The following is a 25,814-nucleotide window of genomic DNA, read 5'->3' as shown; positions in this document are numbered from 1 at the left end:
CGTCAGGGGAGTAGGGGTGGCGGGGAACACCGGAATACCGGCGGGCTGGGAAGGGCCGCCGGACCGTCGCCGGACCGGTCGCCGGGTCGGGGCAGCGCGACGGGTAGGGTCGGGGGTGTTCTTGTCACACCATTCCGCTGCCAACGGGGACGGGAGAGAAGCGGTGGCCGTGCACCCCCGGGGGATCGTGGACCGGCTCTTCGAGCAACTGGAAGCCGAATACTTCGACTTCACGGTCACGGTCAGCGACCGCGAGGACGACGAGCGCTGGGTGCAGCTGCGGGGCAACGCGATCAACCTGCCCTACCCGCACCAGGACGCGCCCGAGCGGGTGCTGCCGCCGCTCGACCTCTTCGGTGAGCTGTCCTGGAGCGTGGCCGACTGGGAGGCCGGCCGCTACCTGACGGTCGACTGGGGTCCGGCGGACGCCGGCGCCGAGCCCGTCGACGAGCGGGGCGCGCTCGCCGAGGTGCTCGGGCGGGTGCTGGACAGCTACCTGGGGCTGCCGGCCGACTCCGACCGCTGGGTCGTCGCCGAACAGTGAGCCGCCCACGCCCCCGCGTGCTGTCCGCTCCCGCACCGGTGCCGCGCCGTCGCGTTCGGCGGTGCCGCCTCGCTAGAGTCGCCGCATGCGGCGGAGGACCGGAGCGGCGATAGCCGGGGCGGCGGCCCTGGCCTGGGGTGAGTGGTTGAACTGGCGCTGGTCTCGCACGCTCGTGGGCGACCGGGTGGGCGACGCCGAGGCCGTGGTCGTGCTGGGGTACCGCAACCCGGGGGAGACGGTGAACCTGGTCAACCGCTGGCGGGTGCGCGCGGGGCTCCGCTCCGTCGCCGCCGGCCCGGCGGTGAGCACCCGGATGATCTTCAGCGGCGGCCCGACCACCGGCGGCACCGCGGAGGCGCGGCTGCTCGCCGACTACGCACGGTCCCAACACGCCTTCGTGGGCCCCGTGTTCCTCGAAGACCGGAGTAGGACGACCTGGGAGAACATCACTCAGGTGATCCCGCTGCTGGCGGGCGTCGACCGGATCAAGATCGTCTCCCAGCCGGCGCACGCGCTCAAGGCGCGCGCCTACCTGCGGCGGCAACGCCCCGATCTGGCCGCGCGGTTGGTGCGCGCGGAGGACTACCGGCCCGGCGAGTGGCTGCTGGCCAAACCACTGTTGGCGGTCTACGGGCTGTGGACCCTTCGGGTGCTGCGGGGCGACGAGCGGCGGGGACGCGGCAGTCGGTAGCGCCGTCGCGTTCGCCGCTGCCGTGGCGGCCGGTCGCTCAGGCCGGCGCCGCCCGGTCCGCCGTCTCCCCGCCCGCCGTCACCCCGTCGCCCGGTGCCGGATAGGGGTGGCGGAAGGTGAACGCGGCCGGCCCCGGGCCGTGCTCGCGCACCAGCGCGACCCGGTCCAGCGACTCGGCGACGCTCGGCCGGTGCCCGGCCGGGACCCACCACAGGGCCTGGCTCGGCGCCGACGCGGGCTGGAACCACTCGCGGCGGCGGCTGAGCACGCGCAGGTGGTCGCTGCGGTAGGTGAAGTCCCGTAGCGTCTCGACCGACTCCCAGACCGAGAGGTTGATCAGCAGCAGGTCGTCGTCCGCGTCGGGGCGCAGGCCGGTCGCATCCGCGCCGTCGTCGTCGACCATCCGCCACACGAAGCCGGGGCTGCCCTCGGCCAGCGCGTTGATCTCGGGGAGTTGGGCCACGAAATCGGCCAACTCCGGGCCGCCCAACGGGGCGACGATGCGGCCGATGTTGACCTGCGCGAGGTGATAACCCGTCATGGGGTCAGCATGGCCCGCGCCCGCTTCTATAGTCAATGGGGATTGTTTTTAGAGATCGACACGCAGCACCGGTCCGGCCCGGCGTCCATCGCCGGCGTCCACTCCCCGGGCGCCAGACCCTCGATCAGCGCCAGGTTCATCCCGCAGACCAGCGCGGGGAACTCCTCGGCGAGCGCGTGGAAGGGGCAGTTCCGCAGCCGCAGCGTCGCCCCGTCCCAGAACGGCGCGTAGCCGCGCGCCCGCAACGCCCCGACCAGGTCGTCGCCGGCCGCGGCCGCTCCCGTCGCCCGGGCCGCGGCCTGCAACTCCCGGTCCAGGCCGGCGTTCTCCACCACCTCGGCGAGCAGCCGGCCGGCCGCGTCGTAGCACCGGGGCGGCACCGACACGCTGTGCTCGCCCTCGGCGCGCCGGTAGACCTTCGCCGGCCGCCCGGCCCCCGGCCCGGTGCGCCCGGACAGCCGCCGGTAGGACACGGTCAGCAGCCCGGCCTCCACCAGCTTGTCCAGGTGGAAGGCGGCCAGCGACCGGGAGACCCCGGCCGCCTCGGCGGCCGCGTCCCGTCCCATCTCGCCCGGGGCGGCGGCGACCTGCCGGTACAGCCGCCGGCGCACGGGGTCGGTCAGCGCGCCCAGCGTCGTGAACGCGGCGTCCTCGGTGGCATCCTCACCAGTCACCTCGCCGAGTCTATGACCCGTGCCCACAGGTAGAACGGTGTTGGGCACTGATCCGGTGCCCCCGCCCGGCGGGCGCGGCGGGGTGCGGCGGAGAATGGCGCCCGTGAGCTTCGATCTTGCGGTCCTCGCGGCGGCCGAGCCGTCCGACGCCGCGGCGGTCCGCGCCATGTTCGAGCGGTGCCGGTCCGGCCGGCACGTCGAGGGGGAGCCCGACGCGCGGGTGGTCGCGTTCTACGAGCGGCTGCGCGCGCGGTTCCCCGACCACCCGTCGGCCGGCGCCGGGACGCCGTGGGCCTCGACGCCGCTCGATGTCGGCATCGACCACGTGATCGTGTCGCTCGGCCACGCGCCCCGTTCCGACGCGGCGCTCCTGGCGGTCGAGGAGCTGGCGGCCGCGTGCCGGCTGGTCGTCTGGGACCCGCAGGCCGAAGTGGCCTACCCGCCCCCGGGCGAGCCGGGGCGCCCGCCCGGGTAGCGGCCGAGCTCCCGCGCCGGCGGCGCCCGTTGCCGGCCCTGGCGGGGACGGCGGTCCGGTCGTGCCCGGGTCAGCCGCCGGCCGCTGCCGGCACCGTGGCTGCCGCCGGCAGGCGGCCGGCGAGGCGGTCGAGCGCGCGCAGCGCGTCGTCCGGGTTCTCGTGGTCGGGCAGTTCGAAGAGCACCCGGTCCACCCCGGCCTCCCGGTAGGCGTCGAGGGCGTCCGGACTGCCCCCGTACAGCGTGACGTTCACCGTGCGGCCGGCGTCGGCGGCCCGCGCGCGCAGCTCCGTGACGCGCTCGCCGAGCCGCTCGGGGGTGAACAGCGGTAGCGGCAGCCAGCCGTCGCCGTGGCTGAGCACCCGGTCCAGCACGGTCGGCCCGACGCCGGCGATCAGCACCGGCGGCTGGCGGACCGGCTTGGGCCAGGACCAGATCGGGTCGAAGTCCACGAACTCGCCGTGGAACTCCGGCTCGTCCTCGGACCAGATCCTCCGCAGGGCGGCCACGTGTTCCAGCATCCGGGCCAGCGGTCGCGCGGGATCCACCCCGTGGTTGGCCATCTCCTCGACGTTCCAGCCCGGGCCGACGCCCAGCTCGAGCCGGCCGCCGGAGATCCGGTCCACGCTGGCGACCTGCTTGGCCAGGGTGATCGGGTGGTGCTGGTTGACCAGCAGCACCCCGGTGCCCAGCCGGACGCGGTGGGTGGTGGCCGCGATCGCGGCGAGCGCGGCCAGCGGGTCGAAGGTGTGCGCGTAGTGCCGCGGCAGCGGCTGCGGCTCGGCCGCGCCCACCGGCCACGGGGTCAGCCGGCTGGCCGGGATGTGGGTGTGCTCGGTCAGGAAGAGCGCGTCGAAACCGCGCTCCTCCACCGCCCGCCCCAACTGGACGGGAGGGATGCCGTAGTCGGTCAGGAAGGTGACGATGCCGTGTTCCATGCCCCGAGCATGGCATAAATGTCAGTCGTATGACACTTAGTGGGTGCTACCGTGACCCGCGTGACGGAGAGCGGGAACGGGCGGGTGCGCGCGGACGCCCGGCGCAACCGGGCCGCCATCGTCACCGCGGCCCGCGCGGCCGTGGCCGAGCAGGGCGGCGAGGTGCCCCTGGAGCAGATCGCCCGGCGGGCGAACGTCAACGCGCGCACGCTCTTCCGGCACTTCCCCACCCGGGACGACCTGGTGGCCGCGGTGCTGGAGGACTACCTCGCCGAGCGGGTGGCGCCGGTGCTGCGCCGGGCCGCCGCCGACCCCGACCCGCGCCGCGCGCTGCTGACCGTGCTGACCGAGACCACCGCCGCGGTCGTCGAGCAGCCGGGCGTGCTCGGCCTGGTCAACGGGGGCGCCCCCGCCGCCGCCGTCCTGGCGCGCCAACTACCGCCCCTGGCCGACATCCTGGCCCGGGCCCAGCGGGCCGGCGCCGTCCGGGCGGACCTCACCCCGGAGGACATCCCCTGCCTGGTCACCATGGTGGCGGCCAGCGCGGACCACACCGGCCGGGGCTGGGCCAGGTATCTCGCGCTGCTCCTCGACAGCCTGCCGCCGGCGGCGGCCGGGGCGCCGCTGCCCCCGGCCGGCGCCTGAGCCGGCTCCGGCCGACCGCCCCCGCGCGCACCGCGTCGAACGGCCGGCACCCCCGGCGGCGGGCGACGCGGCGTCAGTCCACCCCCACCGGCAGCTCGCCCCGCACCGCGATCCGGCCCGTCGTCAACGCCTGACGCGCCGTCAACGCGCCGGCGGCCAGCTCCGCGTGCGTGTCGGCGTCGATGCGCAGCGCCGCGTCCGCGGTGGCCGCCGGGCCGTCGCCGTAGGGCAGGCGGTCCGCGTCCAGATGGAGGTGGAAGGTGCCCTCGGGCAGCTCGACATCGACCGTCACGCCGGCCGGCGCGCCCGCGTACTCCAGCAGCTGCTCGCGGAGCGGCAGCGCCAGCCAGTGCGCGCGGACCGCGTCCGTGTCGCGGCACTCGGCGAGCGCCGGGGCGCCCCACGCGGCCAGCGAGGTGAGCACGGGGAGCAGCGCCCGGCCGCGGTCGGTCAGCTCGTACACCGCGGCCGAGGCGGGCGGCGGCAGCCGGCGGCGGGTCAGCACCGCCTCCCGCTCCAGGCTCTTGAGGCGGGCGGCGAGCATGTCCGTGCTGACGCCCGGCAGTTCGGTGTGCAGGTCGGTGTACCGGCGAGGGCCGGCCAGCAACTCCCGGACGATCAGCAGGGCCCAGCGGTCCCCCACGGCGTCGAGGGCGCGGGCGATGGCGCAGTACTGGTCGTAGCTTCTGCGTGGCATGGGGAGTAGTCTATTCGATAACTTGGACTTTCCAAGTGGTCGCTTGGTAGAACCAAGTGGGTGCAACCAGGTGAGTGGAACCAGGCGGGTAGCGCCAGGGTGGTGCCCGGTGGGGGCCAGGTCGGCGACGCGAGTCGGGATGTTCTGGGAGGTCAGGCGATGGAGTTTCGGCAGTCAAGCAAGCTGAGCGAGGTCTGCTACGAGATCCGTGGCCCGGTGATCGAGCACGCGGACCGGCTGGAGGAGGCCGGCCACAGCGTGCTCCGGCTGAACACCGGCAATCCCGCGCTCTTCGGCTTCGAGGCGCCGACGGAGATCCTCCAGGACGTGATTCGGATGCTGCCGCAGGCGCACGGCTACACGGACTCGCGGGGCATCCTCCCGGCCCGCCGCGCGGTCGCCGCGCACTACCAGGAGCGCGGGCTGCCCGAGGTCGGCGTGGACGACGTCTTCCTGGGCAACGGCGTCTCCGAGCTGGTCTCGATGGCGGTGCAGGCGCTGGTCGAGGACGGCGACGAAGTGCTGGTGCCCGCGCCGGACTTCCCGCTGTGGACGGCGGTCACCACGCTCGCCGGCGGCCGGGCGGTGCACTACGTGTGCGACGAGGAGGCCGGCTGGCTGCCCGACCTCGACGACATGGCGGCGAAGATCACCGACCGCACCAAGGCCATGGTCATCATCAACCCCAACAACCCCACGGGCGCGGTCTACCCGCGCGAGCACCTGCGGGCGATGCTCGACCTGGCGCGCCGGCACCAGCTCCTGGTCTTCGCCGACGAGATCTACGACAAGATCCTCTACGACGACGCCGTGCACCACATCGCCGCGGCCGAGGCCCCCGACCTGGTCTGCCTCACCTTCAGCGGGCTCTCCAAGGCGTACCGGATCGCCGGCTTCCGCAGCGGCTGGCTGGTCGTCACCGGCCCGCGCCAGCACGCGAAGGACTACCTGGAGGGCCTGACGATGCTGGCCTCCATGCGGCTGTGCCCCAACGCCCCGGCGCAGTACGCCATCCAGGCCGCGCTCGGCGGCCGGCAGTCCATCGAGGAGCTGGTGCTCCCGGGGGGCAGGCTGCGCGAGCAGCGGGACGTGGCCTGGCGGAAGCTCAACGAGATCCCGGGCGTCTCCTGCGTCAAGCCGCGGGGCGCGCTGTACGCCTTCCCGCGGATCGACCTCGGCGTGTACGACATCCGGGACGACGAGCGGTTCGTCCTCGACCTGTTGCTGCGGGAGAAGATCCAGGTCGTCCAGGGCACGGGCTTCAACTGGCCGCGCCCCGACCACTTCCGGATCCTCACCCTGCCGCACGCCAGCGACCTGGAGTCGGCCATCGGCCGGATCGGCCGCTTCCTCGCCGGCTACCGGCAGTCGGCGTAGCCGGCTGACGGGATGGTGTGGGGCGGCGGGCAACGTGGCGGGCGGATGCCCCGCCCGGGGCGTGTCAGTCGTTGAGGTGCCCGAGGATCCACCGTGTCACGGAGCTGTGGCGCGGTTGCCAGCCGAGCTCCTGGCGTGCCCGCCCGCCCCGTACCCGGCTGTTGGAGGCCAGCGCGTACCGCGCCGGCTCCTCGCCCCACTCCTCGATCGCGGACTCCAGGGCCCAGGGGCGGGCGGGGGGCAGGTCGAGGGCGTCGGCGATGGCGTGGGTGATCTCGGCGAAGGACGCCTCCCCGTTCTCCACGAACAGGAAGGCCCCGGGGAGCGGGTTGCGCAGCGCGCGCAGGTAGAGGTCGACCACGTCGTCGATGTGCGCGTGCGACCAGATGTTGGAGCCGGTGCCGATGTGCCGCACCACCCCGCTGTCCCGGGCCTGCCGTACCAGCCGCGGGATCTGCACGCTGTCCCGCGACAGCCCCGTGCCGTGGCCGTAGATCATGCTGTTGCACAGCACCATGGCGGCGACCGACCGGTCGGCGGCCGCCAGCACCAGACGGTCGATCGCGACGCGGGGCGCCTTGTCGGCGGTCGGTTCCCACCGGCCGCCGTGCACGTCCTGTTCGGCGAAGACCTGGTCGGACGCGTGCAGTCCGCGCGCGTCGTCCCCCACGATGCTGGAGCCGCTGGTGTGCAGCAGGGGCTTCCCGGAGCCCGCCAGCGCCTCGATCAGGGTCTCGACGGCGGACCGGTGATCGCTGTCGGCGGCGTTGACCACCGCGTCCGCCGTGCGGGCGGCATCCGTCAGGACAGCGACGTCGTCGAGGGTGCCGAGGACGGGGCGCACCCCGGACGCGGCGAGCCGGCGCGCACCCTCGGGGGAGCGCGTCAGCCCGTCCACCTGGTGCCCCTCGCGCCGCAGGCGGGTGGCGACCGAGCCGCCGATGTAACCGGTCGCTCCGGTGACGAACACGCGCATCCGAACTCCCCAGGTCTGTGTATGTGCAAATAGTGCACATGCAGATGGTGTGTGTGCCTGGAGTATCTGTCAAGCTGGAACCTCCGAAGGAAGGCGCCCCCATGTCCAGCACTCCGCGCGTTCGGCTCCCCTCCGCCCTGGAGGAGCGATGGCAGGCGATGCGCCACTTCGTCGTTCGGGCGGACGAGGCGGCCGAGCGCGCGCTGCAGGCGGAGCACAGCCTGTCGGTGACGGAGTACCTGGCGCTCGCCGCCCTGGAGTACTCCGACGACGGCGGTCATCTGCGGCAGCAGGTCCTGGCCGACGCGATCCCGCTCAACCACAGTTCGGTGAGCCGGCTGGTCGCGCGACTGGAGCGGGCCGGGCTGACCGAGCGCTACCACTGCCAGTCCGACCGGCGTGGGGTGTACACCCAGATCACGGACCGTGGACGGACCACCGTGCGGGCGGCCAGGGAGACCTACCTCCGGACCGTGCGCGCCACGGTGGAGGCGTACCCGGGCGGGGCGGGGGGACCGAACCCGGTGGCGGCCCTGCGCCCCCCGACGGGCGGCCGGTAGACACGACGCCCCCGTGCCGTCAGCGGCCCACCCCGGTCCGTCGGTTGGCGGGAAAGCCGCCCGGGCGTCGCTGTGTGGCCGCTCCGGTCAGTCCAGCTGGGCCGCCGCGTTCCAGTACTCGGCGAACCGGCCGTCCCGGACGCGGAGGATGTCGTTGCCGGTGAACCGCAGCTCGCCGCCCGGCGTGCGCAGCGTGCCCGCCCAGCGGCCGGCGACCAGGTCCCCCTCGGCGAACGGGCCGAGTGTCAGCTCGAACCGCGCCTCGGTGGCCAGGTCGTGCGTCTCGGCGATCGCGGCGACCAGCGCGTCCGGGCCGCGCACCTCGCGGTCCGGCCAGTGCCCGACGAAGTCCTCGGTCACCAACCGCCGAGCCGCCTCCGGGGAGCCGTTCCAGACCTCCTCGATCCAGCGCCGGAAGAGCGTGTGCGGGGTCGCGTTCTCGGCCATGCCGCTCACCGTACCGGCCGGCCCGGGTCCGGCCCCGCCGCCGGACCCGGGCCGGGCGGGTCACCAGGTCACGGGCAGCCGCCGGGGGCCGGAGAGCAGCGAGCCGGCGCGCCAGGGCACCTCCCCCTGAGGCACCGCGAGCCGCAGCCCCGGCAGCTCGGTGACCAGCAGCTCCAGCGCGATCCGCAGCTCCTCCCTGGCCAGCGGGGCGCCCAGGCAGTAGTGCGGGCCGGCGCCGAAGGCCAGGTGGCCGCCCCGCTCCCGGGCGTCCAGCCGCAGCTCGTCCGGCTGGGGGAAGGTCCGGTCGTCGCGGTTGGCGGCCGAGACGTCCACCATCACCGGCGAGCCGGCGGTGATCAACGTCTCGCCGAGCAGCACGTCCTCGGTGGCGTACCGGGGCAGGGTGGAGCCCAGGACCAGCGGGACGAAGCGCAGCAGCTCCTCCACCGCGTCCGGGATCAGCTCCGGCCGCTCCCGCAGCCGCGCGGCCACCTCGGGGCGGCTCGCCAGCAGAAAGCCGACGTTGGCCAGCTGCACGGCCGTGGACTCGAACCCGGCGTTGAGCAACTCGGCTGCCACCGCGAAGAGTTCGTGGTCGTTGATGGTGCCGGCGGTGGACGCCTGGACGAGGTCGGTGAGCACGTCGTCCCGAGGGTCCGTCCGGCGGGTGTGGGCCAGCTCGGTGAGATAGGCGCGGAACGCCATGGTGCCGGCCGCCACCTCCTCGTCGGACGACTGGTAGGAGAGCACGGTGCCGGCCCAGTCGCCGAACCGCTGCCGGCCGTCCTCCGGCAGGCCCAGCAGGTCACAGCTGACCCGCACGGCCAGCGGGGTGGCGAACGTCTCGACCAGGTCGGCCGGTCGCGGGCCGGCGCGCAGCGCCGTCAGCATCTCCTCGGCGACCTGCCTGATGTGCGGCCGCAGTTGGGCCACCCGGCGGGCGGTGAACCGGCGGCTGACCACCTGGCGCAGCCGGGTCTGCTCCGGTGGGTCGGTGGCGACCATGCCGCCGCCCCGGCGGGGCGTGGGCCGCATCCGCGGGTGGTCGCGGCGCATCGCCTCGGCCACGCTGAACCGGGGGTCGGTCAGCACCGTCCGCACGTCCTCGTAGCCGATCGCCAGCCAGCACTCCTCGCCGTGTGGCAGCCGCACTCGGACGGGTGGTCCGCCGCGCAGCACGGCGTAGGCCGGGTGGGGCGCCAGCTCCCGGCTCTCGCCGAAGGGGTAGGGCCGGGCGGCGGTGTCCGTCGCCACCCGCCCTCGTGGTGCGTCGGGCGACGTCGGCGCGGTGTCCCGCGCCGGGCACGCGTGGGAGATTCCGTTCTCCACGGTTGACAGGCCTCCTTAGCCGGCAGTTCACCCGGGACTCTGCTCGGCCGTCGGCACCGGCACCCCGCTTGGGCGCGTACCTCACGCCATCGGGGGAGCGGCCCGGGCGCACGGTCACCGAGGTGTCACCGTCTGCTATGGGGGCGCGCGATCGGCGGCCGATCCGTCCGCGCGCGCCCCCGGGTCGCCCCGTTTCGCCCCGGGTCCTGGCGGCCCCCGGGCGCCCCGTTTCGGTCCGGCGCGCCGGCGCGCGCCGGGTCCTCCGCGCCCGGGCGGCGCGGGGCGCCCTCACCCGGCCGGGTCGGCGCCGGCGCGAGTGCCGCGGGCTCACTCCGCGGGCGGCGCGGTGGCCCGGGAGCCGGGGATGGCTATCACCTCGGGGCCCTGCTCCCGCACCTCGGCGAGCTGCTCGGCCGAGACGCCGGCGTCGGTGATGATCAGGTCCACGTCCGCCAGCGGCGCCACCCGGCCGAACTCCTCGCGGCCGAACTTGGACCGGTCGGCCATCACCACCGTGTGCCGGGCGGCGTTCATCAGCGCGGCCTTGACCTGCGCCTCGGCCAGGTTGTGGGTGCTCAGGCCGTGCCGGGTGTTGATGCCGTCCACGCTCAGGAAGACCTGGTCCAGGGTGATCCGGCCGATGTGCTCCAGCGCCCAGGTGCCCACCGCGGCCCGGGAGTTCTCCTGGATCTGCCCGCCCAGGAAGTGGATCTGCACCCCCGGGTGGGCGGCCAGCTCGGAGGCCACGATCAGGGAGTAGGTCACCACGGTGAGCCGGCTGGTCTTGGGGATCAGCTCGGCCAGCTTGATCGTCGTGGTGCCGGCGTCGATGCCGATCGTCGAGTCGTCGACGATCCGCTCCAGCGCGCCGGCGGCGATCGCGTCCTTCTCCGCGTCGTAGACGCCGGCCCGGTCGGTGACCGGGGTGGAGAACGAGACCCGCTCGACGTGGACCGCGCCGCCGTGGGTGCGGCGGAGCAGGCCGCGCCGCTCCAGCGCGGTCAGGTCGCGGCGGACGGTCTCCGGGGTCACCCCCAGGGCCTGCGCCAGGTCCTGCACGGACGCCCGGTCGCGAAGCCTGATCACGCTCATGATCTCGCGCTGGCGTTCGGCTGCGTACATCAGCTGCCCTCACATCCATCGAAACGGAAGCCCGTTTCACTGTCTCTTGTTTTGATTCTATTTTCTTTCGCGGTCGCTCATGTTACGTTCGCCTCCGACTTGCTCCTAGACGCCGCGTAAGCCCGCGTAAGTCGTTTACTGGGGCGGAGCGGACACTCAGGACCAGAACGAAGGGTTCAGCGCAGTGAAGCAGGCTGTCTACCACGGCATCGAAGACGTGCGGATTCAGGAGACCGAGATCCCGGTCCCCGGCCCCGGCGAGATCGTCGTACGCAACCGGGTCACCCTGACCTGCGGCACCGACGTGAAGATGTTCATGCGCGGCTACCGCTACGACCCGCCGCACCTGATCGGCCACGAGGCCGCCGGCGTCGTGCACGCGGTGGGGGAGGGCGTGACCCGGTTCGCCGTCGGTGACCGGGTGGTGGCGCACAACACGGCGCCCTGCCACGCCTGTTACTACTGCAAGAAGGGCAACCACTCGATGTGCGTTGACCTGCCGTCGAACCTGGGCGCCTACGCCGAGTACCAGCTCATACCCGCCAACATCGTGCGGGAGACCGCCTTCCTCATCCCCGAGGGGATGGAGTTCGAGCAGGCCGCCCTCACCGAGCCGCTGGCCTGCGCGGTCTACGGCACCTCGCAGGTGCCGATCGAGCTCGGGGACACCGTCGTCGTCAACGGCTGCGGCCCCATCGGCCTGATGTTCGTGCGGCTGGCGTACCTGCGCGGCGCGATCGTCATCGCGGCCGACGTCAACGAGAAGCGGCTGGCGCTGGCCGAGAAGCTCGGCGCCAAGCACACCGTGGTCGTCCGCCAGGGCGAGAACCAGGTCGCCGCCATCAAGGCGCTGACCGAGGACGAGCGTGGCGTCGACATCGCCATCGAGGCCACCGGCCTGCCCCAGGTGTGGGAGCTGGCCTTCGACATGGTCTGCCCCGGCGGCACCGTGCTCTTCTTCGGCGGGACCAAGAAGGGCACCTCCGTGGAGCTGGACTGCACCCGCTTCCACTACGACCAGATCACCGCCAAGGGGATCTTCCACACCACCCCGATCCACGTCCGCGCCGCCTTCGAGCTGCTGCGCACCGGCGCGATCCGGCACGAGGACTTCGTCCAGAACTCCTACGAGCTGACGGACCTGGAGTCCGCGCTGCGCGAGCACGCCAGGGGCGACGTGATCAAGAACGCGATCCGCTACCCGTGACCGCATCCACCCACGCCCGCCAGGAAGGCCGGTGACCAGACCATGAGTTCCGCACTGATCGACCAGGACTGCGTGCTGGTCGACGTCGAGGCGGCCAGCAGCACGGAGCTGCTGAGCCGGCTGGCCGACGACCTGGCCGAGCGCGGGTACGTCGCCGACACCTTCCGGGACGCCCTGCTGGCCCGCGAGGAGAAGTTCCCCACCGGGCTGCCCACCAACGTGCTGAAGGTGGCCATCCCGCACACCGACCCCGAGCACGTCCACCGGTCGTTCATCAGCGTCGCCCGGCTCGCCCGCCCCGTCGCGTTCCACGAGATGGGCAACAACGCCGCCACCGTCGACGTGGAGATCGTCTTCCTGCTCGCCATCGCGGACGGGAAGTCGCAGCTCGGCACGTTGCAGGCGCTCATCGGGATGTTCTCCGACGAGCCGACCATGCGGCGGCTGCGGGACGCCGCCGACGCCGCCGCGCTGTACGCCGTCGTCGAGGACCGCATCGGCGGCCTCGACGCCGGGCCCGCGTCCTGACGCGGCGCCGTCCGGGGCGCCACGCCCCGAGGCACCACTCCCTGACCCACAACGAAGTGCACCGAACAGAGGGAATCACATGAAGACCATCATCGTGGCCTGTGGTGGCGGCATCGCCACCTCGCAGACGGTCGCCGTCCGGCTGGAGTCGCTGCTGGCCGACCACGGCCTGCGGGGCGAGGTCAACGTCGAGGCCATCAACATCAACTCCATCCCGACGTACATCAAGTCGGCCGACGTGTACGTCTCCATCGCCCAGCAGGGCGAGCAGAGCTACGACATCCCGACCTTCAGTGGCATTCCCTTCCTGACCGGGATGGGCGCCGACAGCGAGTTCGAGAAGATCCTCGCCGCGCTCCGCGCCGCCTGACGCGTGCGCCTCCGCCCCCCGGAGGCGCCCGACTCCTCCCCGTCCCCCCTTCCGGGAGTCCCACCTCCCCTCCCCGTCCGGCCGTCCCCGGCCCAGGCGCCCCTCCCCTCCGTCCCCCCGGGGCGCCCGCTCCCCGCACCACCTGATTCGACAAGGACCGTCGCGTCATGCACCTGCTCGAAACCTTCTTCCAAGGGCTCATAGACCTCGGCGCCCCCGTCTTCCTGGCCTTCATCCTGACCGCCATCGGCCTGGTCTTCCGGATGAAGCCCACCCGGGCGATATCCGCCGGCCTCACCCTCGGCGTCGCCCTCGCCGGCATCTCGCTCGTCGTCGACTACATGATCCAGAACGTCGGCGCCGCCTCCCAGGCGTTCATCGAGAACACCGGCGTCACCCTGAGCGCCCTGGACATGGGCTGGCCCCCCGCCCTCGGCCTCGCCTGGGGCTGGCACTTCGCCTTCCTGATGTTCCCGATCCAGATCGTCATCAACCTGGTGATGCTGGCCTTCCGCTGGACGTCGTGTCTCAACGTCGACATGTGGAACGTCGGGAACAAGGTGCTGACCGCGTTCCTCGTGCAGCACGTCACCGACCAGGTGTGGCTGGGCTTCGTGGTGGCCAGCCTGCAGGCCGTCGCCGAGCTGAAGAACGCCGACGTCACCCGCTACCGGCTGCAGAAGCTGACCGGCATCCCCGGCGTCTCGATGCCGCACCCGATGTTCCTGACCGGCATCTGGCTCTACCCGATCGTCAAGATCATGGACCGGGTGCTGCCGTCCACCTGGCACGTCGAGGCGCAGGCGCTGCGCAACAAGATCGGCGTCTTCGGCGAGAACCACGTGATGGGCTTCATCATCGGCTGCCTCATCGGCGCCGTCGGGGGCTACGGCCTGAGCGAGACCCTGACCCTGGGCATCCAGGCCGCCGCCGCGCTGACCCTCTTCCCGCTGGTCGCCAAGCTGTTCACCACCGCGCTCACCCCGGTGAGCGAGGCCGCCACCAACTTCACCAAGAAGCGGTTCGGCGGGCGCGAGTTCACCATCGGCCTGGACTGGCCGGTGATGGCCGGCCGCTCCGAGCACTGGCTGGTCATGATCCTCACCATCCCGGTGCTGCTGGCCTACGCGCTGATCCTGCCCGGCAACCTGGTGCTGCCGTTCGGCGGCCTGATGAACATCTGCCTGGTCGTGCCGCTGTTCTTCTTCACCATGGGCGACTTCGTCAAGATGGCCATCGGCACCGTCATCGGCCTGCCCATGCAGCTGTACGTGGCCACCTACTTCGCCCCCTACTTCACCTCGCTCGCCGAGAGCAGCGGCGGCGTGTCCACCCCCGACGGCCAGATGCTCGGCTGGTTCGGCATGGACATCTCCGAGCTGCGCTACATCGTCGTCGAGGCCGTGCAGCTCACCCCGGTCGGCATCGCCCTGGCCGCGGTCACCGTGCTGCTCACCATCTACTACTTCCGCGGCATCAAGGCCGACGACCGCAAGTTCCAGCAGGAGTTGGAGGGTGATCCCGTTGCCGCCTGACCAGACCCCCACCACCCCCAGCCGGTGGATCCGCGCGGCCTTCTACGGCGGCGTGGCCCTGAGCGCCATCCTCCTGGTGCTGTCCATCGTGACCTGGAACGTCCTGCTGGGACTCGGCTCGCTCGCGCTCGCCCTGCCCCTGTACCGCCGCCTCGACATCGTCGGCGTCGCCCCCGAGCGGCCGCAGCGGATGACCAAGGAGACGGCAGCCGCCTACCGAAGGAAGCGACCCGTATCGTGAACGCCGACCCCACCACCGCGACCGTCCCCTCGGTGCTCGGCCCCGTCGTCGACGTCTGCGCCGACCTGTACCGCTGGGGGTGGGCGGAGAACCACGCGGGCAACCTCAGCTACCGGCTCACCGACGCCGAACTGGCCGCCTTCCCCGTCTCCGACCAGGCCCGCGGCGCCACCTTCGAGAGCCCGTTCCCCGAGCTGGCCGGCGCCTCGTTCCTGGTCACCGCGGCCGGCAGCCCGTTCCGGCTGCTGGTCAAGGAGCCGACCCGGCACACCGGCGTCATCACCATCTCGGCCGACGGCTCCGCCTACACGGTCGTCTGGGGCTTCGACGGCGACAAGCGGCCCACCAGCGAGCTGCCCGCCCACCTGCGCGGCCACCAGGAGCGCGCCAAGGTGGAGCCGGACAACCGCGTCATCATGCACTGCCACCCCACCAACGTGGTGGCCCTCACCCACGTGCACCCGCTGGACGAGGCGGAGCTGACCCGCAGCCTGTGGGCCTCCAACTCCGAGACGATCCTGGCGATCCCGCGCGGTGTCGGGCTGCTGCCCTGGATGGTCTGCGGCACCGACCTCATCGGCATCGAGTCGGCCGCCAAGCTGCGCGAGGCCAGCATCGTCATCTGGGCCTGCCACGGTGTCCTGGTGGCCGGCCGCTCCGTGCAGGACGCTATGGGCGTGGTCGAAAGCGTCGAGAAGGCCGCCAAGACCTACCTGCTCACCAGGGGAGGGGACCGGCGCTCCATCACCGACGACCAGCTGCGGGAACTCGCGGCCGCGTTCGGCATCGAGCCGCCCGCCCGCTTCCTGCCGTAGCGGTCGGCCCGCCCGCCCGCCCCAACCGCCACCACGTCATCCTCACTCGGGAGGGATCACCATGGCCCGCAGTTTCCTCAGCGAAGGAGTCTCACCCTCCGCTCGGGCGCTGGACGGCGTCGTCCTCGACTCCGGCTCAGCGGTCCGCGTCCACCACGACCCGGTGTACGCCTTCGCCCGCACCCCCGCGCCGGGGCGCGTCGTCGCCCTGGTGAGCGGCGGCGGGGCCGGGCACGAGCCGATGCACGCCTCGTTCGTCGGCCAGGGCGGGCTGGACGCCGCCTGCCCGGGCGAGATCTTCACCTCCCCGCACAACCGGCAGATCCACGCCGCCGGGGCCCGGGTCGCGCTGCCCGGCGGCGTGCTGCACCTGGTGAAGAACTACACCGGCGACCGGATCAACTTCGCTATCGCCGCCGAGCGGCTGCGGGCCGAGGGCCACCGGGTGACCGAGCTGCTCATCGACGACGACCTCGGCAGCGACGGCAGCGACGTCGGACGCCGGGGCACCGGCGCCACCGTGGTGGTGGAGAAGATCCTCGGCGCCGCCGCCGACACCGGGCTCGGCCTGGACGCCCTGGCGGACCTGGGCGGGCGGGTCGTCGCCAACTCCCGCAGCCTGGCCGTGGCCAACGGCGCGCACACCGCGCCGGGCGGCGACGGCGGCCCGGCCTTCGACCTGCCGGCCGGCCAGCTGGAGTACGGCGTCGGCATCCACGGCGAGGCCGGCTCCGACACCTTCGCACAGCCCGCGCTGGACGCCCTGGTGGGCCGCATGGTCGAGCGCCTGCTGACCGCGCTGCCCACCGCACCGGCCGGCTACCTGCTGCTGGTCAACGGCCTGGGCGGGGTCAGCAACCTGGAACTGCTGCACGTGCTGGCCGCCGCCAGCGACCAGCTCGCCGCGCGCGGCGTGCGGCTGCGCAGCGCGCACAGCGGCACCTGGGCCTCGGCCCTGGACATGCGCGGCTTCTCGCTCACCCTGACCGCGCTGGAAGAGGAGTGGCTCACCCACTGGCTCGCCCCGCACGGCACCGCCGGGCTGCCCACCCCGAGGGCACTGCCCGAGCCGGCCCCCGCCGAGGCCGCCGATGACGCGCCGGCGGCCGCCCAGACCCCCGCGCCGTCCGCCTGGCTGGCCGAGCTGGCCGCGCTCTTCGCCGACCGCCGGGCGGCGTTCAACACGCTGGACCAGCGGACCGGCGACGGCGACCTGGGCACCAACCTGGCCGGCGGCATGGCCGCTGCCGTGCGCCGGGCCCGGGCCGCCGAGCCCACCCTCGCCGACGACCTGACCGCCGTCGCCGGGGCCTTCCTCGACGACGTCGGCGGCTCCAGCGGCCCGCTGTTCGGCCTGCTCTTCCAGCAGCTCGCCGGCGCCCTGACCGTGCCGGGCGAGGCCACCGAGGCGGCCCGGCTCGCCGCGGGGCTGCGCGCCGGCCTGGCCGCGGTCTCCCGGGTGGGCGGCGCCCAGCCAGGCGACCGCACCCTGCTGGACGCCCTGCACCCGGCCGCCTTCGACGGTGACGCCCCGCGCGGCCACCTCGACGAGGCGGCGGTGGCGGCCGCCCTGGCCGGCGCCGCCGCCACCCGTGACCTGGTCGCCCGTCGCGGCCGGGCCAGCTACCTCGGCGAGCGCGTCCTCGGCACCCCCGACCCCGGGGCCGTGGCGCTCGCCGGGGTACTGCTGGCCCTGCTGGAGCGGCACGACGGCGAGCCGAAGCCCGCGCTGCGCGCCGACCTTGAGGAGCTGACCCGCTGATGAGTGACCTGCGGTACGCCGACGGCGGCGCGGCGCACGTCGGATCCCCCGCCGGACCGGCCGAAGGCGACGGCCCGGACGGCACCGGGGCGAGCGGCGACGGCCAGCGGAGCGTCGCGCTGAGCGGTGTCGGGGTCAGCCCCGGCCACGTCATCGGCCCGGTCGCCAGGATGGCGCCGCCGATCGCCGAACCGGACGCGGCCCCCCGCCCCGGCACGGCCGAAGCGGCGACCGAGCACGCCCGGTTCACCGCCGCCCGCGACGCGGTCGCCGCCGAACTCACCCGCCGCGCCGAGGCCGCCGGGGACGGCACCGCCGGCGAGGTGCTCGGCGCGCTCGCCATGATGGCCACCGACCCCACCCTGGACGGCGACGTGGCCACCGCCCTCGCCGACACCCAGGACTCCGTCGAACGCGCCACCTGGCTGGCCGCCGGCCGGATCGCCGACCAACTCGCCGGCCTGGGCGGCTACCTGGCCGAGCGGGCCGGCGACGTCCGCGACGTCGGCAACCGGATCGTCGCCGAGCTGCGCGGCGTCCCCGCCCCCGGGCTGCCCACCCCCGGGCACCCCTACGTGCTGGTCGCCGACGACCTGGCCCCCGCCGACACCGCGACCCTGGACCCGGAGACCGTCCTGGCCATCGTCACCGAGGGCGGCGGCCAGCAGTCGCACACCGCGATCCTGGCCCGCGCCCTCGGCATCCCCGCGGTCGTCGCCGCCCCGGCGGCCGGCCAACTCGCCGACGGCACCGAGGTGTACGTCAACGGGGTGCACGGCGAGGTGGTCGCCCGGCCGGACGCCGGCCACCGCGACCGGGTCGCGGCCTGGTCCCTGGTCAGCCGCCGGCTCGCCCGGTTCTCCGGCGCCGCCACCCTCGCCGACGGCCGGCCGGTCACCCTGCTGGCCAACGTGGGCGGCCCCGAGGACGCCGCCGCGGCGGCCCGGCTCGGCGCCCGCGGCGTCGGGCTGTTCCGCACCGAGTTCTGCTTCCTCGGCAACACCGAAGAGCCGACCTTCGACGAGCAACTGCGGGCCTACCGCGAGGTGTTGGCCCAGTTCCCCGGCGGCACCGCGGTGGTCCGCACGCTGGACGCCGGCTCGGACAAGCCGCTGCCGTTCGTCACCACCGGCCGGGAGGCCAACCCGGCGCTGGGCGTGCGGGGCTTCCGCACCGCCGAGCGCGACCCGGGCGTGCTCCGCCGCCAGCTGCACGCCCTCGCGGCGGCCGCCGCCGGCACCGACACCCAGCTCAAGGTGATGGCCCCGATGGTCACCACGGTCGCCGAGGCGGCCGGCTTCCGCGAGCTGTGCGCCGAGGCCGGGATCACCACCTCCGGCGTGATGATCGAGGTGCCGGCCGCCGCGCTGGACGCCGAGGCGCTGCTGCGCACCGTCGACTTCGTCAGCATCGGCACCAACGACCTGACCCAGTACACGATGGCCGCCGACCGCGAACACGGCGCGCTCAGCGCGTTCCACGACCCGTGGCAGCCGGCCGTGCTGCGGCTGGTCCGGCACGTGGCCGAGGCCGGCGGCACCGTCCGGGGCGACGACCCGACCGGCGCGGGGGTCGGCGTCTGCGGCGAGGCCGCGGCCGACCCGGCGCTGGCCGTCGTCCTCGTTGGCCTCGGCGTCACCAGCCTGTCCATGACCGCCCGGGCGCTGCCCACGGTCGCCGCCGTGCTGGCCTCGGTCACCGAGGCCGAGGCGGCCCGGCTGGCCCGCGCCTGCGTCGGCGCGCCCGACGCCCAGACCGCCCGCGCCACCGCGCGGGACGCCCTGCCGGTCCTCACCGAGCTGGGCCTCTGACCCGCGGAACTCCCTTCCGCCGCACCCCACTTCCCATCCCACCGAGGAGCACCGACCATGCCCAGCAGAACCGCCGTCGTGGCCAGCGCAGCCGGCCTGCACGCCAGGCCCGCCACCCTGTTCGTGGAGGCGGCCCGCAACCAGCCGGTCAAGGTGACCATCGCCCACGGCGATCGCCCCGCGGTCGACGCGGCGAGCATCCTGGCCGTGCTCAGCCTGGGTGTCGGCCAGGGCGACGCCGTCACCCTCCAGGCCGAGGGCGAGGGCGCCGACGAGGCGCTCGCCACCCTCGCCGCCATCCTGGAGACGGACGCCGACAACCCGTCCTGACCCAACCACCGGCCCACCGGGGGCGGGGACGACCAGGGGCCCCGCCCCGGGCCGCCCCCGCCCCCGGGCGTTTTCCGGGGGCCGCGCCCCGGTCGGGCCGCGTCTCGTTCGGCGACCCGCGGCACGGCTCCGGGCCCTACCGGCAGGCTGTCGCCTGGATGCCGCAACACATCACGCCGCTGGCCTCGTTGACCGCCGCGAGTACGTCGCCTATGTCGGCTGGCTGAAGGGGGTGAACCGGCGGGACGCCTGGGACCGGGCGGAAGGCGCCCTGCGCCGGGTGGAGTTGACCGACCGGGCCGGGGACCGCACCTCCCGCCTCTCCGGCGGTCAACTGCGCCGGGTCGGCGTCGCGGCGGCCCTGGTCCACGACGCGCGGGTCCTGCTGCTGGACGAGCCGACCGCCGGCCTCGACCCGCGCCAACGGCGGGTCTTCCGCGACCTGTTGAGCGGTCTGCGGGAGGACGTCGACGTGCTGCTCTCCACCCACGACGTGGCGGACCTCGCGGAGGAGGCGGACCATGTCACGGTGCTCGACGCCGGCACGATCCTGCACAGCGGCAGCACCGACTCCTTCGTGGCCCTGGCCCCACCGGAGACGGTGGCCGGCCGGCTCGCGGAGGGCGCGTACACGACGCTGTTGGAGGGTCGGGGCACAGAGTGATCCCCTGGCGTGGGAAAAGCGGTGGCGGGCGGGGCTCGGGGAGGACAGGCTCGGGGCCCGGGGCGGGTTGTTCGGGCGGGCCGCCGTAGCGAGTGGGGGAGCGTCATGCAGCGAGTAGGGGACCAACTCCGGTCCCACACCGCGACGTTGAACTGGCATCTGCGGACCGGCCCGCAACCCGTCACGCCCGCGCCCGGCCAGCTGCGGGACGCGGCGGCCGTCGCCGACCGCGGCCCGGGGGATCCGGTCGGCGCGCTGGCCGGGCTGCTGCTGGCCGCCGCCTGCGCGACCGACCCGGCGGTGCTCGCCGAGGCCGAGCGGGTGCTGCGGTCGGCCGCCCCCCGCCGGTGGACGCTGCTCGACGAGAAGCTCCGCCGGGCCTGGTGGCACGCGCCGGGTGCGTACTCCCGCGCGGTGGAGCGGCTGCTGGACGACGGGCCGCGCGTCTTCGGACTGGCGCTGGCCGCCGCCCACCCCAGCGGCCATGTGCGGGAGGCCGCCGTCGCCGAACTGGCGTCTCTGGAGGACGTGTTGGCGCTGCCCGCGCTGGTGCTCCGGGCGGCGGACCCGGTGCCGCAGGTGCGCGACCCGGCCCGGGCCGCGCTGACCCGCCGGCTGCGGGAGCCGGACGGCGCGGCCCTGGTCGGGGCCGCGCCCGTGGCGCTGGTCCTGCGGGACCGCCGCGCCGGCCGCTGGCTCGCCGACCGGATCGAGAACGTGCTCAGGGGCGGCCCGGACGCCACACTGCACGCCGCGCTCGCCGCCCAGGACTGGCGCACCCGGCGCACCGCCCATCTGACCGCGCTGGCCGCCGGCCGGCTCGATCTGCCCCGGCTGCTGCGCGCCGCGCGGCACGACCGGGATCCGCTGACGCGGGCTGTCTGCGCCGAGGCCGCGGTCCGCACGGCCGTCGCGGCGCGCGCCGTTGACCTGGTCCGCCCGCTGCTGGCCAACGGCGCGGCGGTGGTGCGGGCCGCGGCCGTGCAGGCGCTGGCCGGCGCGGGTGAGGTGGGCCCGGCGCGCGACGCGCTGCCGGACCGCAACCCGCTGGTGCGGGCCACCGCGCAGGCGGCGGCGCGCCGCGCCGGGCTCGAACCGGCAGCGTGCTACCGGGAGTTGCTCGCCGTCGCCGCGCCCGAGCCGGGCGCGATCGCCGGCCTCGGGGAGACGGGGAGCGGGTCCGGCGACGCCGACCTGGTCCGCCCCTGGCTGACCCACCCGCGGCCCCGGGGGCGCGCGGCGGCGGTGCGCGCGCTGCGCCGACTCGGCGCGGCTGAACCGGCGTTGCTCGCGCCGCTGCTCACCGATCCGTCCGGTGCCGTCACCCGGCAGCTGGCCGTCGCGCTCCGGCCGCACGCCGGCGCGTTGGACCCGGCCTACCTGCGGGGTCTGCTGGCGGTCGACCAGCCGGGGCATGTCCGGTTGGCCGCCTACCGGTTGCTGCACGCGCGGGACGTCTGGACCCGGCTGCTGGTCGACCTGGAACTGTTCACCGACCCGTCGGCGGTGCTGCGCGCCCGGGCCCGCAACGACCTGGTCACCTGGGCGACGCGCGAGGCGGCCACCACCTACGGGATGCCGGCCGGCGCGACGGCGGCGGCGCTCGCCGCCCGGCTGGCCGAGGCCGAGGACGTCCTCGGCCCGGAACGGTCCCGCCGTCTCCGCTTCCTCCTCGGCCTCCGCCGGCCCGCCGGCTGACCCGCCGCCCGCCGCACCGCGCCGGCCCGCCGGCTGACCGCTTCCGGGAACACCCCGCCGGCGCCGCGTCCCTACGACCGCTTGGGCGTCGCCCGCAGGTGCGCGCGGGCGCCCTGCGGACCGAAGAGGACGAGCACCTCGACCACGCCGCCGTCGGCGCTGCCCAGCCAGTGCGGCAGGAGCGTGTCGAACTCGGCCGCCTCGCCGGGCGTCAGCGTCAGGTCGCGCTCGCCGAGCAGCAGCCGCAGCCGCCCGTTGAGCACGTAGAGCCACTCGAACCCCTCGTGGGTCTGCGGGTCGGGTGCGAGCGGCTCCGGCCGGGCCGGGATGATCATCTTGAACGCCTGGGCGCCGCCCGGCCGTCGGGACAGCGGCACGAAGACCATGCCGTACCGCCGGATCGGCTTCAGGTGGATCCGCGGGTCGCCGGTGCGCGGCGCGCCGACCAGGTCGTCCAGCGGCACGTCGTAGGTGCGGGCCAGCGGGAGCAACAGCTCAAGCGTGGCCCGGCGTTGGCCGCTCTCCAGGCGGGACAGCGTGCTCTGGGACACGCCCGTCACGGCCGCGAGGTCGGCGAGCGTGATGCCCTTCTCCCGCCGCAGCGCGCGCAGTCGGGGGCCGACCAGCGCGAGCACGTCGTCCGCCCCGCTCTCCATCCCGCCATCTTGCCAGAACCGCAAGAACGCGTGGCGATTCGCGCGAGCCCGGCCAGACTGCCCCGCGTACCAAGCCCTTGACGAGAACCCCGAGAAACCACAAGGAGCCCTCCATGAGCACCTCGCCCGCGGTCACCTTCTGGGACGGCGTCTACGCGGACCGGCCGCCGGTCACCGACCCCCGGCCGAACGTTCGACTCACCGAGGCGGTCACCGGCCTGGCGCCCGGTGCCGCCCTCGACCTCGGCTGCGGGCCGGGCGGCGACGCGCTGTGGCTGGCCGGTCGTGGCTGGCGGGTCACCGCCGTGGACGTCTCGGCGGTGGCCGTCGAGCGGCTCGCCGCCCTGGCCCGGGCCCACGGCCGGCACGACCGGATCACCGTCGAACGGCACGATCTGGCCGAGTCCTTCCCGACCGGGCCGTTCGACCTGGTGAGCGCCCACTACCTGCACACGCCCCTGGACCTGGACCGGGCGGCCGTGCTGCGGGCCGCCGCGCACGCGTTGACGCCCGGCGGGCGGCTGCTGGTCGTCGACCACGGCTCGATCGCCCCGTGGTCCTGGAACCAGGACCCCGACACCCACTTCCCGACGCCCCACGAGATCGCCGCCGACCTCGCGCTGGACCCGGCGACCTGGACGGTGGAACGGGCCGACGCGCCACGCCGGATCGCGACCGGCCCTGACGGCAGCACCGCTGAGGTCACCGACCACGTGCTGACCATCCGGCGCGCCGGGTGACCCCGGGCGGGGCGGGAGCGGCCGGCCCGCGCGCCGCGACGCGGGCGCCCGCGCCCCCGAACGCGCCCCCGCCCCGCCGCCGGTTCACCTGCCCCGCCGCGCCAACCGCCCCCGCCCCGCTGCCGGTTCGCGCCACCCCCGCCGCACCCCTCCCCGTCCCCCGCACCCCGGCCCGCGCCACCCACCCCGACGCCGCCCCCGTACCGGATCGCCGTCGAGGGATTTACATCGCTGTAAGCGTCGTGCTGCCATGGACAACCGTCAGCGGACGCCGGCTCGGCGTCCACCGGACGTGCGGAGAAGAGGGAGCCGACGATGCGCGCCCGAACCCGAACCACCCTGGTAGCCGCGGTGTTCGCACTGCTGATCGGCCTGGTCCTGACCCCACCGGCCAGCGCAGGAGACTCGATGACCCCCACAGCAGCGGGCACCTTCCGCAACCCCCTGAACACCGGCCCCGACCCGTTCCTCACCTACGCCGACGGGAACTACCACCTCGCCACCACCCAGGGCGACGCCATCCGGATGTGGAGTTCGCCCTCCCTGGCCACCCTGCTCGCCGCCGACCCCGTCACCGTCTGGACGGACACCGACCCCTCGCGCGACCAGCACATCTGGGCGCCCGAGTTCTACCGCTTCGACGGCCGCTGGTACCTCTACTACACGGCCGACGACGGGGTGGACGAGCACCACCGGCTCTACGTCCTGGAGTCCGAGGGCGACGACCCGCGCGGGCCCTACCACTTCAAGGCCAAGCTCGCGCCGCCCAACCACGCCGACGACTTCGCCATCGACCCCGGCATCCTCCAGCACGACGGGCGGCTCTACCTCGCCTACAGCGGCATCAACGCCTACCAGCACAACGGCCTGAACATCGCGCCGATGTCCAACCCCTACACGGTCTCCGGCGACGCGGTCGCCCTCGACGGCGCCGGCGGCTGCCCCGAGGTCCGCGAGGGGCCGGCGTTCCTCTACCGCAACGGCCACACCTGGATGACCTACTCGACCTGCGACACCGGGAAGCCCGACTACCAGGTCTGGATGATGTCCCTGCCGGCGGGCGCCGACCCGCTGGTCCCGGGGAACTGGACCCAGCACCACGGGCCGCTCTTCGCCAGGAACGACGCGGTCGGCGTCTACGGCCCCGGCCACCACACGTTCTTCACGTCCCCCGACGGCACCGAGGACTGGATCATCTACCACGCCAAGACCACCTCGGTGAACACCTACACCGACCGCACCACCCGCGCCCAACGGATCGGCTGGCACCCGGACGGCCGCCCGGACCTGGGCGCCCCACTCGCCCTCGGGGCCACCCAGGACCTGCCGGCCGGCGATCCGGGCTCCGGCAACCACTGGATCAACGACGACGGCCGCTCCAGCGGCGACGGCACCGTCACCTTCACCGGCGCCTGGAACGCGGGGAACGGCTGCGCCACCCAGTGCTTCTGGGGCGACGACCACTGGAGCGACGAGCCGGGCGCGACCGCCACCTTCACCTTCACCGGCACCCGGATCGCGCTGCTGTCGGTGCGGGACACCGGCAACGGCATCGCCGCGATCAGCGTCGACGGCGGGCCGGAACAGCGCGTCGACTTCCACGGACTCATCCGCGTCGGCGAGACGCTGAACTACCTCAGCCCCCGACTCCCGTACGGCACCCACACGTTGACGGTCCGGGTGACGGGGGAACGCAACCCGTCCTCCGGCGCGGCGTTCGTCAGCGTGGACCGGGCGGAGGTCTACACCGACTGACCCGGGGGCGGGGCCCCGGCCCCGCCCCCGCCTGCTCAGCCCGCCGGTCGGCCGGCCCGGTCGACCGGCGCGGGCCGCGGGCCGGCGACCACCTCCCGGCCGCCGCGCGCCGGCCGCGCCGGGACCCGCAGCCGCTCCTCCAACGCGTCCAACAGCTCCGGCAGGGCCGGCGCCACGGCCAGGTCGTCCAGGGTGGCGGCGGCCAGGAAACCGGAGTCGGCGATGCCGCGCAGCGCGGCCAGCAGCGGCGCCCAGAAGCCGCCGGCGTCCAGCAGGCCGACGGGCTTGGCGTGGAAGCCGAGCTGACGCCAGGACCACACCTCGAAGATCTCCTCCAGGGTGCCCAGCCCGCCGGGCAGCGCGACGAACGCGTCGGCCCGGTCGGCCATCATGGCCTTCCGCTCGTGCATCGAGTCGCACAGCAGCAGCTCCGTCACCCCGTCGTGCGCCCACTCCCGCTCCACCATGCTGCGCGGCATCACGCCGACGACCTCGCCGCCGGCCCGCAGCGCGCTGTCCGCCAGCACCCCCATCAGCCCGGAGCGGCCCCCGCCGTAGACGACCCCGATGCCCCGCGCCGCCAGCTCCGCGCCCACGGCGGCGGCCAGTTCGACGTGCACCGGGTCGGTCCCGTTGGACGAGGCGAGGAAGACGGCGAGACGACGCATGGAAAACCTCCGGGAGCGG

The 25,814-nt window shown here is 74.4% G+C and carries 29 protein-coding genes and 1 pseudogene; 20 read left to right on the top strand and 10 right to left on the bottom strand.

Annotated features, from left to right (window positions below; all coding sequences use genetic code 11):
- Positions 1–163: 163 nt before the first annotated feature.
- The gene (locus tag RM844_RS25535) at positions 164–544 is read left to right on the top strand and encodes a hypothetical protein (protein WP_311669735.1); all 381 of its coding nucleotides are present in this window, start codon (positions 164–166) and stop codon (positions 542–544) included.
- Between the two features lie 85 nt (positions 545–629).
- Entirely contained in the window at positions 630–1,235 is a 606-nt protein-coding gene (locus RM844_RS25530; protein ID WP_311669734.1) for a YdcF family protein, read from the top strand.
- A gap of 37 nt (positions 1,236–1,272) precedes the next feature.
- Here RM844_RS25530 and RM844_RS25525 read toward each other — a convergent pair whose 3' ends face one another.
- Together RM844_RS25525 and RM844_RS25520 are read right to left on the bottom strand one after the other, a co-directional pair.
- Positions 1,273–1,776, bottom strand: a complete 504-nt coding sequence (locus tag RM844_RS25525) for a DUF3291 domain-containing protein (RefSeq protein ID WP_311669733.1) — start codon at positions 1,774–1,776, stop codon at positions 1,273–1,275.
- Positions 1,777–1,808: 32 nt separating this feature from the next.
- Positions 1,809–2,450: a helix-turn-helix transcriptional regulator gene (locus RM844_RS25520; RefSeq protein WP_311669732.1), complete on the bottom strand. Its 642-nt coding sequence runs from the start codon at positions 2,448–2,450 to the stop codon at positions 1,809–1,811.
- Between the two features lie 103 nt (positions 2,451–2,553).
- On the opposite strand from RM844_RS25520, the gene RM844_RS25515 reads away from it, so the two are divergent.
- On the top strand, positions 2,554–2,925 hold the full coding sequence (locus RM844_RS25515) for a hypothetical protein (RefSeq protein WP_311669731.1): 372 nt from the start codon (positions 2,554–2,556) through the stop codon (positions 2,923–2,925).
- Between the two features lie 70 nt (positions 2,926–2,995).
- On the opposite strand, the gene RM844_RS25510 is transcribed toward RM844_RS25515, so the two are convergent.
- Positions 2,996–3,862, bottom strand: a complete 867-nt coding sequence (locus RM844_RS25510) for an LLM class F420-dependent oxidoreductase (RefSeq protein WP_311669730.1) — start codon at positions 3,860–3,862, stop codon at positions 2,996–2,998.
- 60 nt (positions 3,863–3,922) lie between these two features.
- Between RM844_RS25510 and RM844_RS25505 the strand changes: the two genes are divergently transcribed.
- On the top strand, positions 3,923–4,507 hold the full coding sequence (locus RM844_RS25505) for a TetR/AcrR family transcriptional regulator (protein WP_311669729.1): 585 nt from the start codon (positions 3,923–3,925) through the stop codon (positions 4,505–4,507).
- A 73-nt stretch (positions 4,508–4,580) separates the two neighbouring features.
- Here the strand turns inward: RM844_RS25505 and RM844_RS25500 are convergent, their stop codons facing one another.
- Complete coding sequence (locus RM844_RS25500; protein WP_311669728.1) at positions 4,581–5,204, bottom strand: winged helix-turn-helix transcriptional regulator; 624 nt, start codon at positions 5,202–5,204, stop codon at positions 4,581–4,583.
- A 159-nt stretch (positions 5,205–5,363) separates the two neighbouring features.
- Here RM844_RS25500 and RM844_RS25495 point away from each other — a divergent pair, with 159 nt between their 5' ends.
- A complete protein-coding gene (locus RM844_RS25495) occupies positions 5,364–6,581 on the top strand; it encodes a pyridoxal phosphate-dependent aminotransferase (protein WP_311669727.1) in 1,218 nt (405 codons plus the stop codon).
- A 64-nt stretch (positions 6,582–6,645) separates the two neighbouring features.
- On the opposite strand, the gene RM844_RS25490 is transcribed toward RM844_RS25495, so the two are convergent.
- Positions 6,646–7,557, bottom strand: a complete 912-nt coding sequence (locus RM844_RS25490; protein WP_311669726.1) for an NAD-dependent epimerase/dehydratase family protein — start codon at positions 7,555–7,557, stop codon at positions 6,646–6,648.
- Positions 7,558–7,658: 101 nt separating this feature from the next.
- Here RM844_RS25490 and RM844_RS25485 point away from each other — a divergent pair, with 101 nt between their 5' ends.
- Complete coding sequence (locus RM844_RS25485; protein WP_311669725.1) at positions 7,659–8,117, top strand: MarR family winged helix-turn-helix transcriptional regulator; 459 nt, start codon at positions 7,659–7,661, stop codon at positions 8,115–8,117.
- Positions 8,118–8,204: 87 nt separating this feature from the next.
- On the opposite strand, the gene RM844_RS25480 is transcribed toward RM844_RS25485, so the two are convergent.
- The 3 genes from RM844_RS25480 to RM844_RS25470 form a co-directional block, all read right to left on the bottom strand.
- Entirely contained in the window at positions 8,205–8,564 is a 360-nt protein-coding gene (locus RM844_RS25480) for an ester cyclase (protein ID WP_311669724.1), read from the bottom strand.
- 60 nt (positions 8,565–8,624) lie between these two features.
- Entirely contained in the window at positions 8,625–9,818 is a 1,194-nt protein-coding gene (locus RM844_RS25475; protein ID WP_311669723.1) for a cytochrome P450, read from the bottom strand.
- 402 nt (positions 9,819–10,220) lie between these two features.
- Positions 10,221–11,015, bottom strand: coding sequence for a DeoR/GlpR family DNA-binding transcription regulator (locus RM844_RS25470; protein ID WP_311669722.1), 795 nt, complete (start codon positions 11,013–11,015; stop codon positions 10,221–10,223).
- 184 nt (positions 11,016–11,199) lie between these two features.
- Between RM844_RS25470 and RM844_RS25465 the strand changes: the two genes are divergently transcribed.
- The 12 genes and pseudogenes from RM844_RS25465 (at position 11,200) to RM844_RS25415 (ending at position 21,976) form a co-directional block, all read left to right on the top strand.
- The gene (locus RM844_RS25465; RefSeq protein ID WP_311669721.1) at positions 11,200–12,222 is read left to right on the top strand and encodes an alcohol dehydrogenase catalytic domain-containing protein; all 1,023 of its coding nucleotides are present in this window, start codon (positions 11,200–11,202) and stop codon (positions 12,220–12,222) included.
- Between the two features lie 42 nt (positions 12,223–12,264).
- Entirely contained in the window at positions 12,265–12,750 is a 486-nt protein-coding gene (locus RM844_RS25460) for a PTS sugar transporter subunit IIA (RefSeq protein ID WP_311669720.1), read from the top strand.
- Positions 12,751–12,829: 79 nt separating this feature from the next.
- Entirely contained in the window at positions 12,830–13,120 is a 291-nt protein-coding gene (locus RM844_RS25455; protein WP_311669719.1) for a PTS sugar transporter subunit IIB, read from the top strand.
- A gap of 167 nt (positions 13,121–13,287) precedes the next feature.
- Positions 13,288–14,655, top strand: coding sequence for a PTS galactitol transporter subunit IIC (locus tag RM844_RS25450; protein WP_311669718.1), 1,368 nt, complete (start codon positions 13,288–13,290; stop codon positions 14,653–14,655).
- On the top strand, positions 14,645–14,896 hold the full coding sequence (locus RM844_RS25445; RefSeq protein ID WP_311669717.1) for a hypothetical protein: 252 nt from the start codon (positions 14,645–14,647) through the stop codon (positions 14,894–14,896). Before RM844_RS25450 ends, RM844_RS25445 begins: the two co-directional genes overlap by 11 nt.
- Complete coding sequence (rhaD, locus tag RM844_RS25440; RefSeq protein WP_311669716.1) at positions 14,893–15,711, top strand: rhamnulose-1-phosphate aldolase; 819 nt, start codon at positions 14,893–14,895, stop codon at positions 15,709–15,711. The genes RM844_RS25445 and rhaD overlap by 4 nt, the downstream gene beginning before the upstream one ends.
- Before the next feature lie 61 nt (positions 15,712–15,772).
- Positions 15,773–16,756, top strand: a pseudogene (locus RM844_RS33630) (dihydroxyacetone kinase subunit DhaK); the annotation flags it as partial.
- Complete coding sequence (locus RM844_RS33625) at positions 16,754–17,473, top strand: DAK2 domain-containing protein (RefSeq protein ID WP_394814593.1); 720 nt, start codon at positions 16,754–16,756, stop codon at positions 17,471–17,473. The pseudogene RM844_RS33630 and the gene RM844_RS33625, both read left to right, overlap by 3 nt.
- The gene (gene ptsP / locus RM844_RS25430; RefSeq protein ID WP_311669714.1) at positions 17,473–19,284 is read left to right on the top strand and encodes a phosphoenolpyruvate--protein phosphotransferase; all 1,812 of its coding nucleotides are present in this window, start codon (positions 17,473–17,475) and stop codon (positions 19,282–19,284) included. The genes RM844_RS33625 and ptsP overlap by 1 nt, the downstream gene beginning before the upstream one ends.
- A gap of 57 nt (positions 19,285–19,341) precedes the next feature.
- Positions 19,342–19,614, top strand: coding sequence for an HPr family phosphocarrier protein (locus RM844_RS25425; protein ID WP_311669713.1), 273 nt, complete (start codon positions 19,342–19,344; stop codon positions 19,612–19,614).
- 232 nt (positions 19,615–19,846) lie between these two features.
- Complete coding sequence (locus tag RM844_RS25420) at positions 19,847–20,278, top strand: ATP-binding cassette domain-containing protein (RefSeq protein WP_394814591.1); 432 nt, start codon at positions 19,847–19,849, stop codon at positions 20,276–20,278.
- A 105-nt stretch (positions 20,279–20,383) separates the two neighbouring features.
- Complete coding sequence (locus RM844_RS25415; protein WP_311669712.1) at positions 20,384–21,976, top strand: hypothetical protein; 1,593 nt, start codon at positions 20,384–20,386, stop codon at positions 21,974–21,976.
- Between the two features lie 71 nt (positions 21,977–22,047).
- Here the strand turns inward: RM844_RS25415 and RM844_RS25410 are convergent, their stop codons facing one another.
- Positions 22,048–22,632, bottom strand: coding sequence for a helix-turn-helix domain-containing protein (locus RM844_RS25410; RefSeq protein WP_311669711.1), 585 nt, complete (start codon positions 22,630–22,632; stop codon positions 22,048–22,050).
- Positions 22,633–22,745: 113 nt separating this feature from the next.
- On the opposite strand from RM844_RS25410, the gene RM844_RS25405 reads away from it, so the two are divergent.
- Both RM844_RS25405 and RM844_RS25400 read left to right on the top strand, forming a co-directional pair.
- On the top strand, positions 22,746–23,372 hold the full coding sequence (locus tag RM844_RS25405) for an SAM-dependent methyltransferase (RefSeq protein WP_311669710.1): 627 nt from the start codon (positions 22,746–22,748) through the stop codon (positions 23,370–23,372).
- A 315-nt stretch (positions 23,373–23,687) separates the two neighbouring features.
- Positions 23,688–25,127: a glycoside hydrolase family 43 protein gene (locus tag RM844_RS25400; protein WP_311669709.1), complete on the top strand. Its 1,440-nt coding sequence runs from the start codon at positions 23,688–23,690 to the stop codon at positions 25,125–25,127.
- Between the two features lie 35 nt (positions 25,128–25,162).
- Here RM844_RS25400 and RM844_RS25395 read toward each other — a convergent pair whose 3' ends face one another.
- A complete protein-coding gene (locus RM844_RS25395) occupies positions 25,163–25,795 on the bottom strand; it encodes an LOG family protein (RefSeq protein WP_311669708.1) in 633 nt (210 codons plus the stop codon).
- Positions 25,796–25,814: the final 19 nt, after the last annotated feature.

Source organism: Streptomyces chisholmiae (assembly GCF_031845445.1).
Taxonomy (GTDB): Bacteria; Actinomycetota; Actinomycetes; order Streptomycetales; family Streptomycetaceae; genus Streptomyces; species Streptomyces chisholmiae.
The sequence above is the reverse complement of the archived record's forward strand: the minus strand, read 5'-3'. Positions and strand labels throughout refer to the sequence as shown.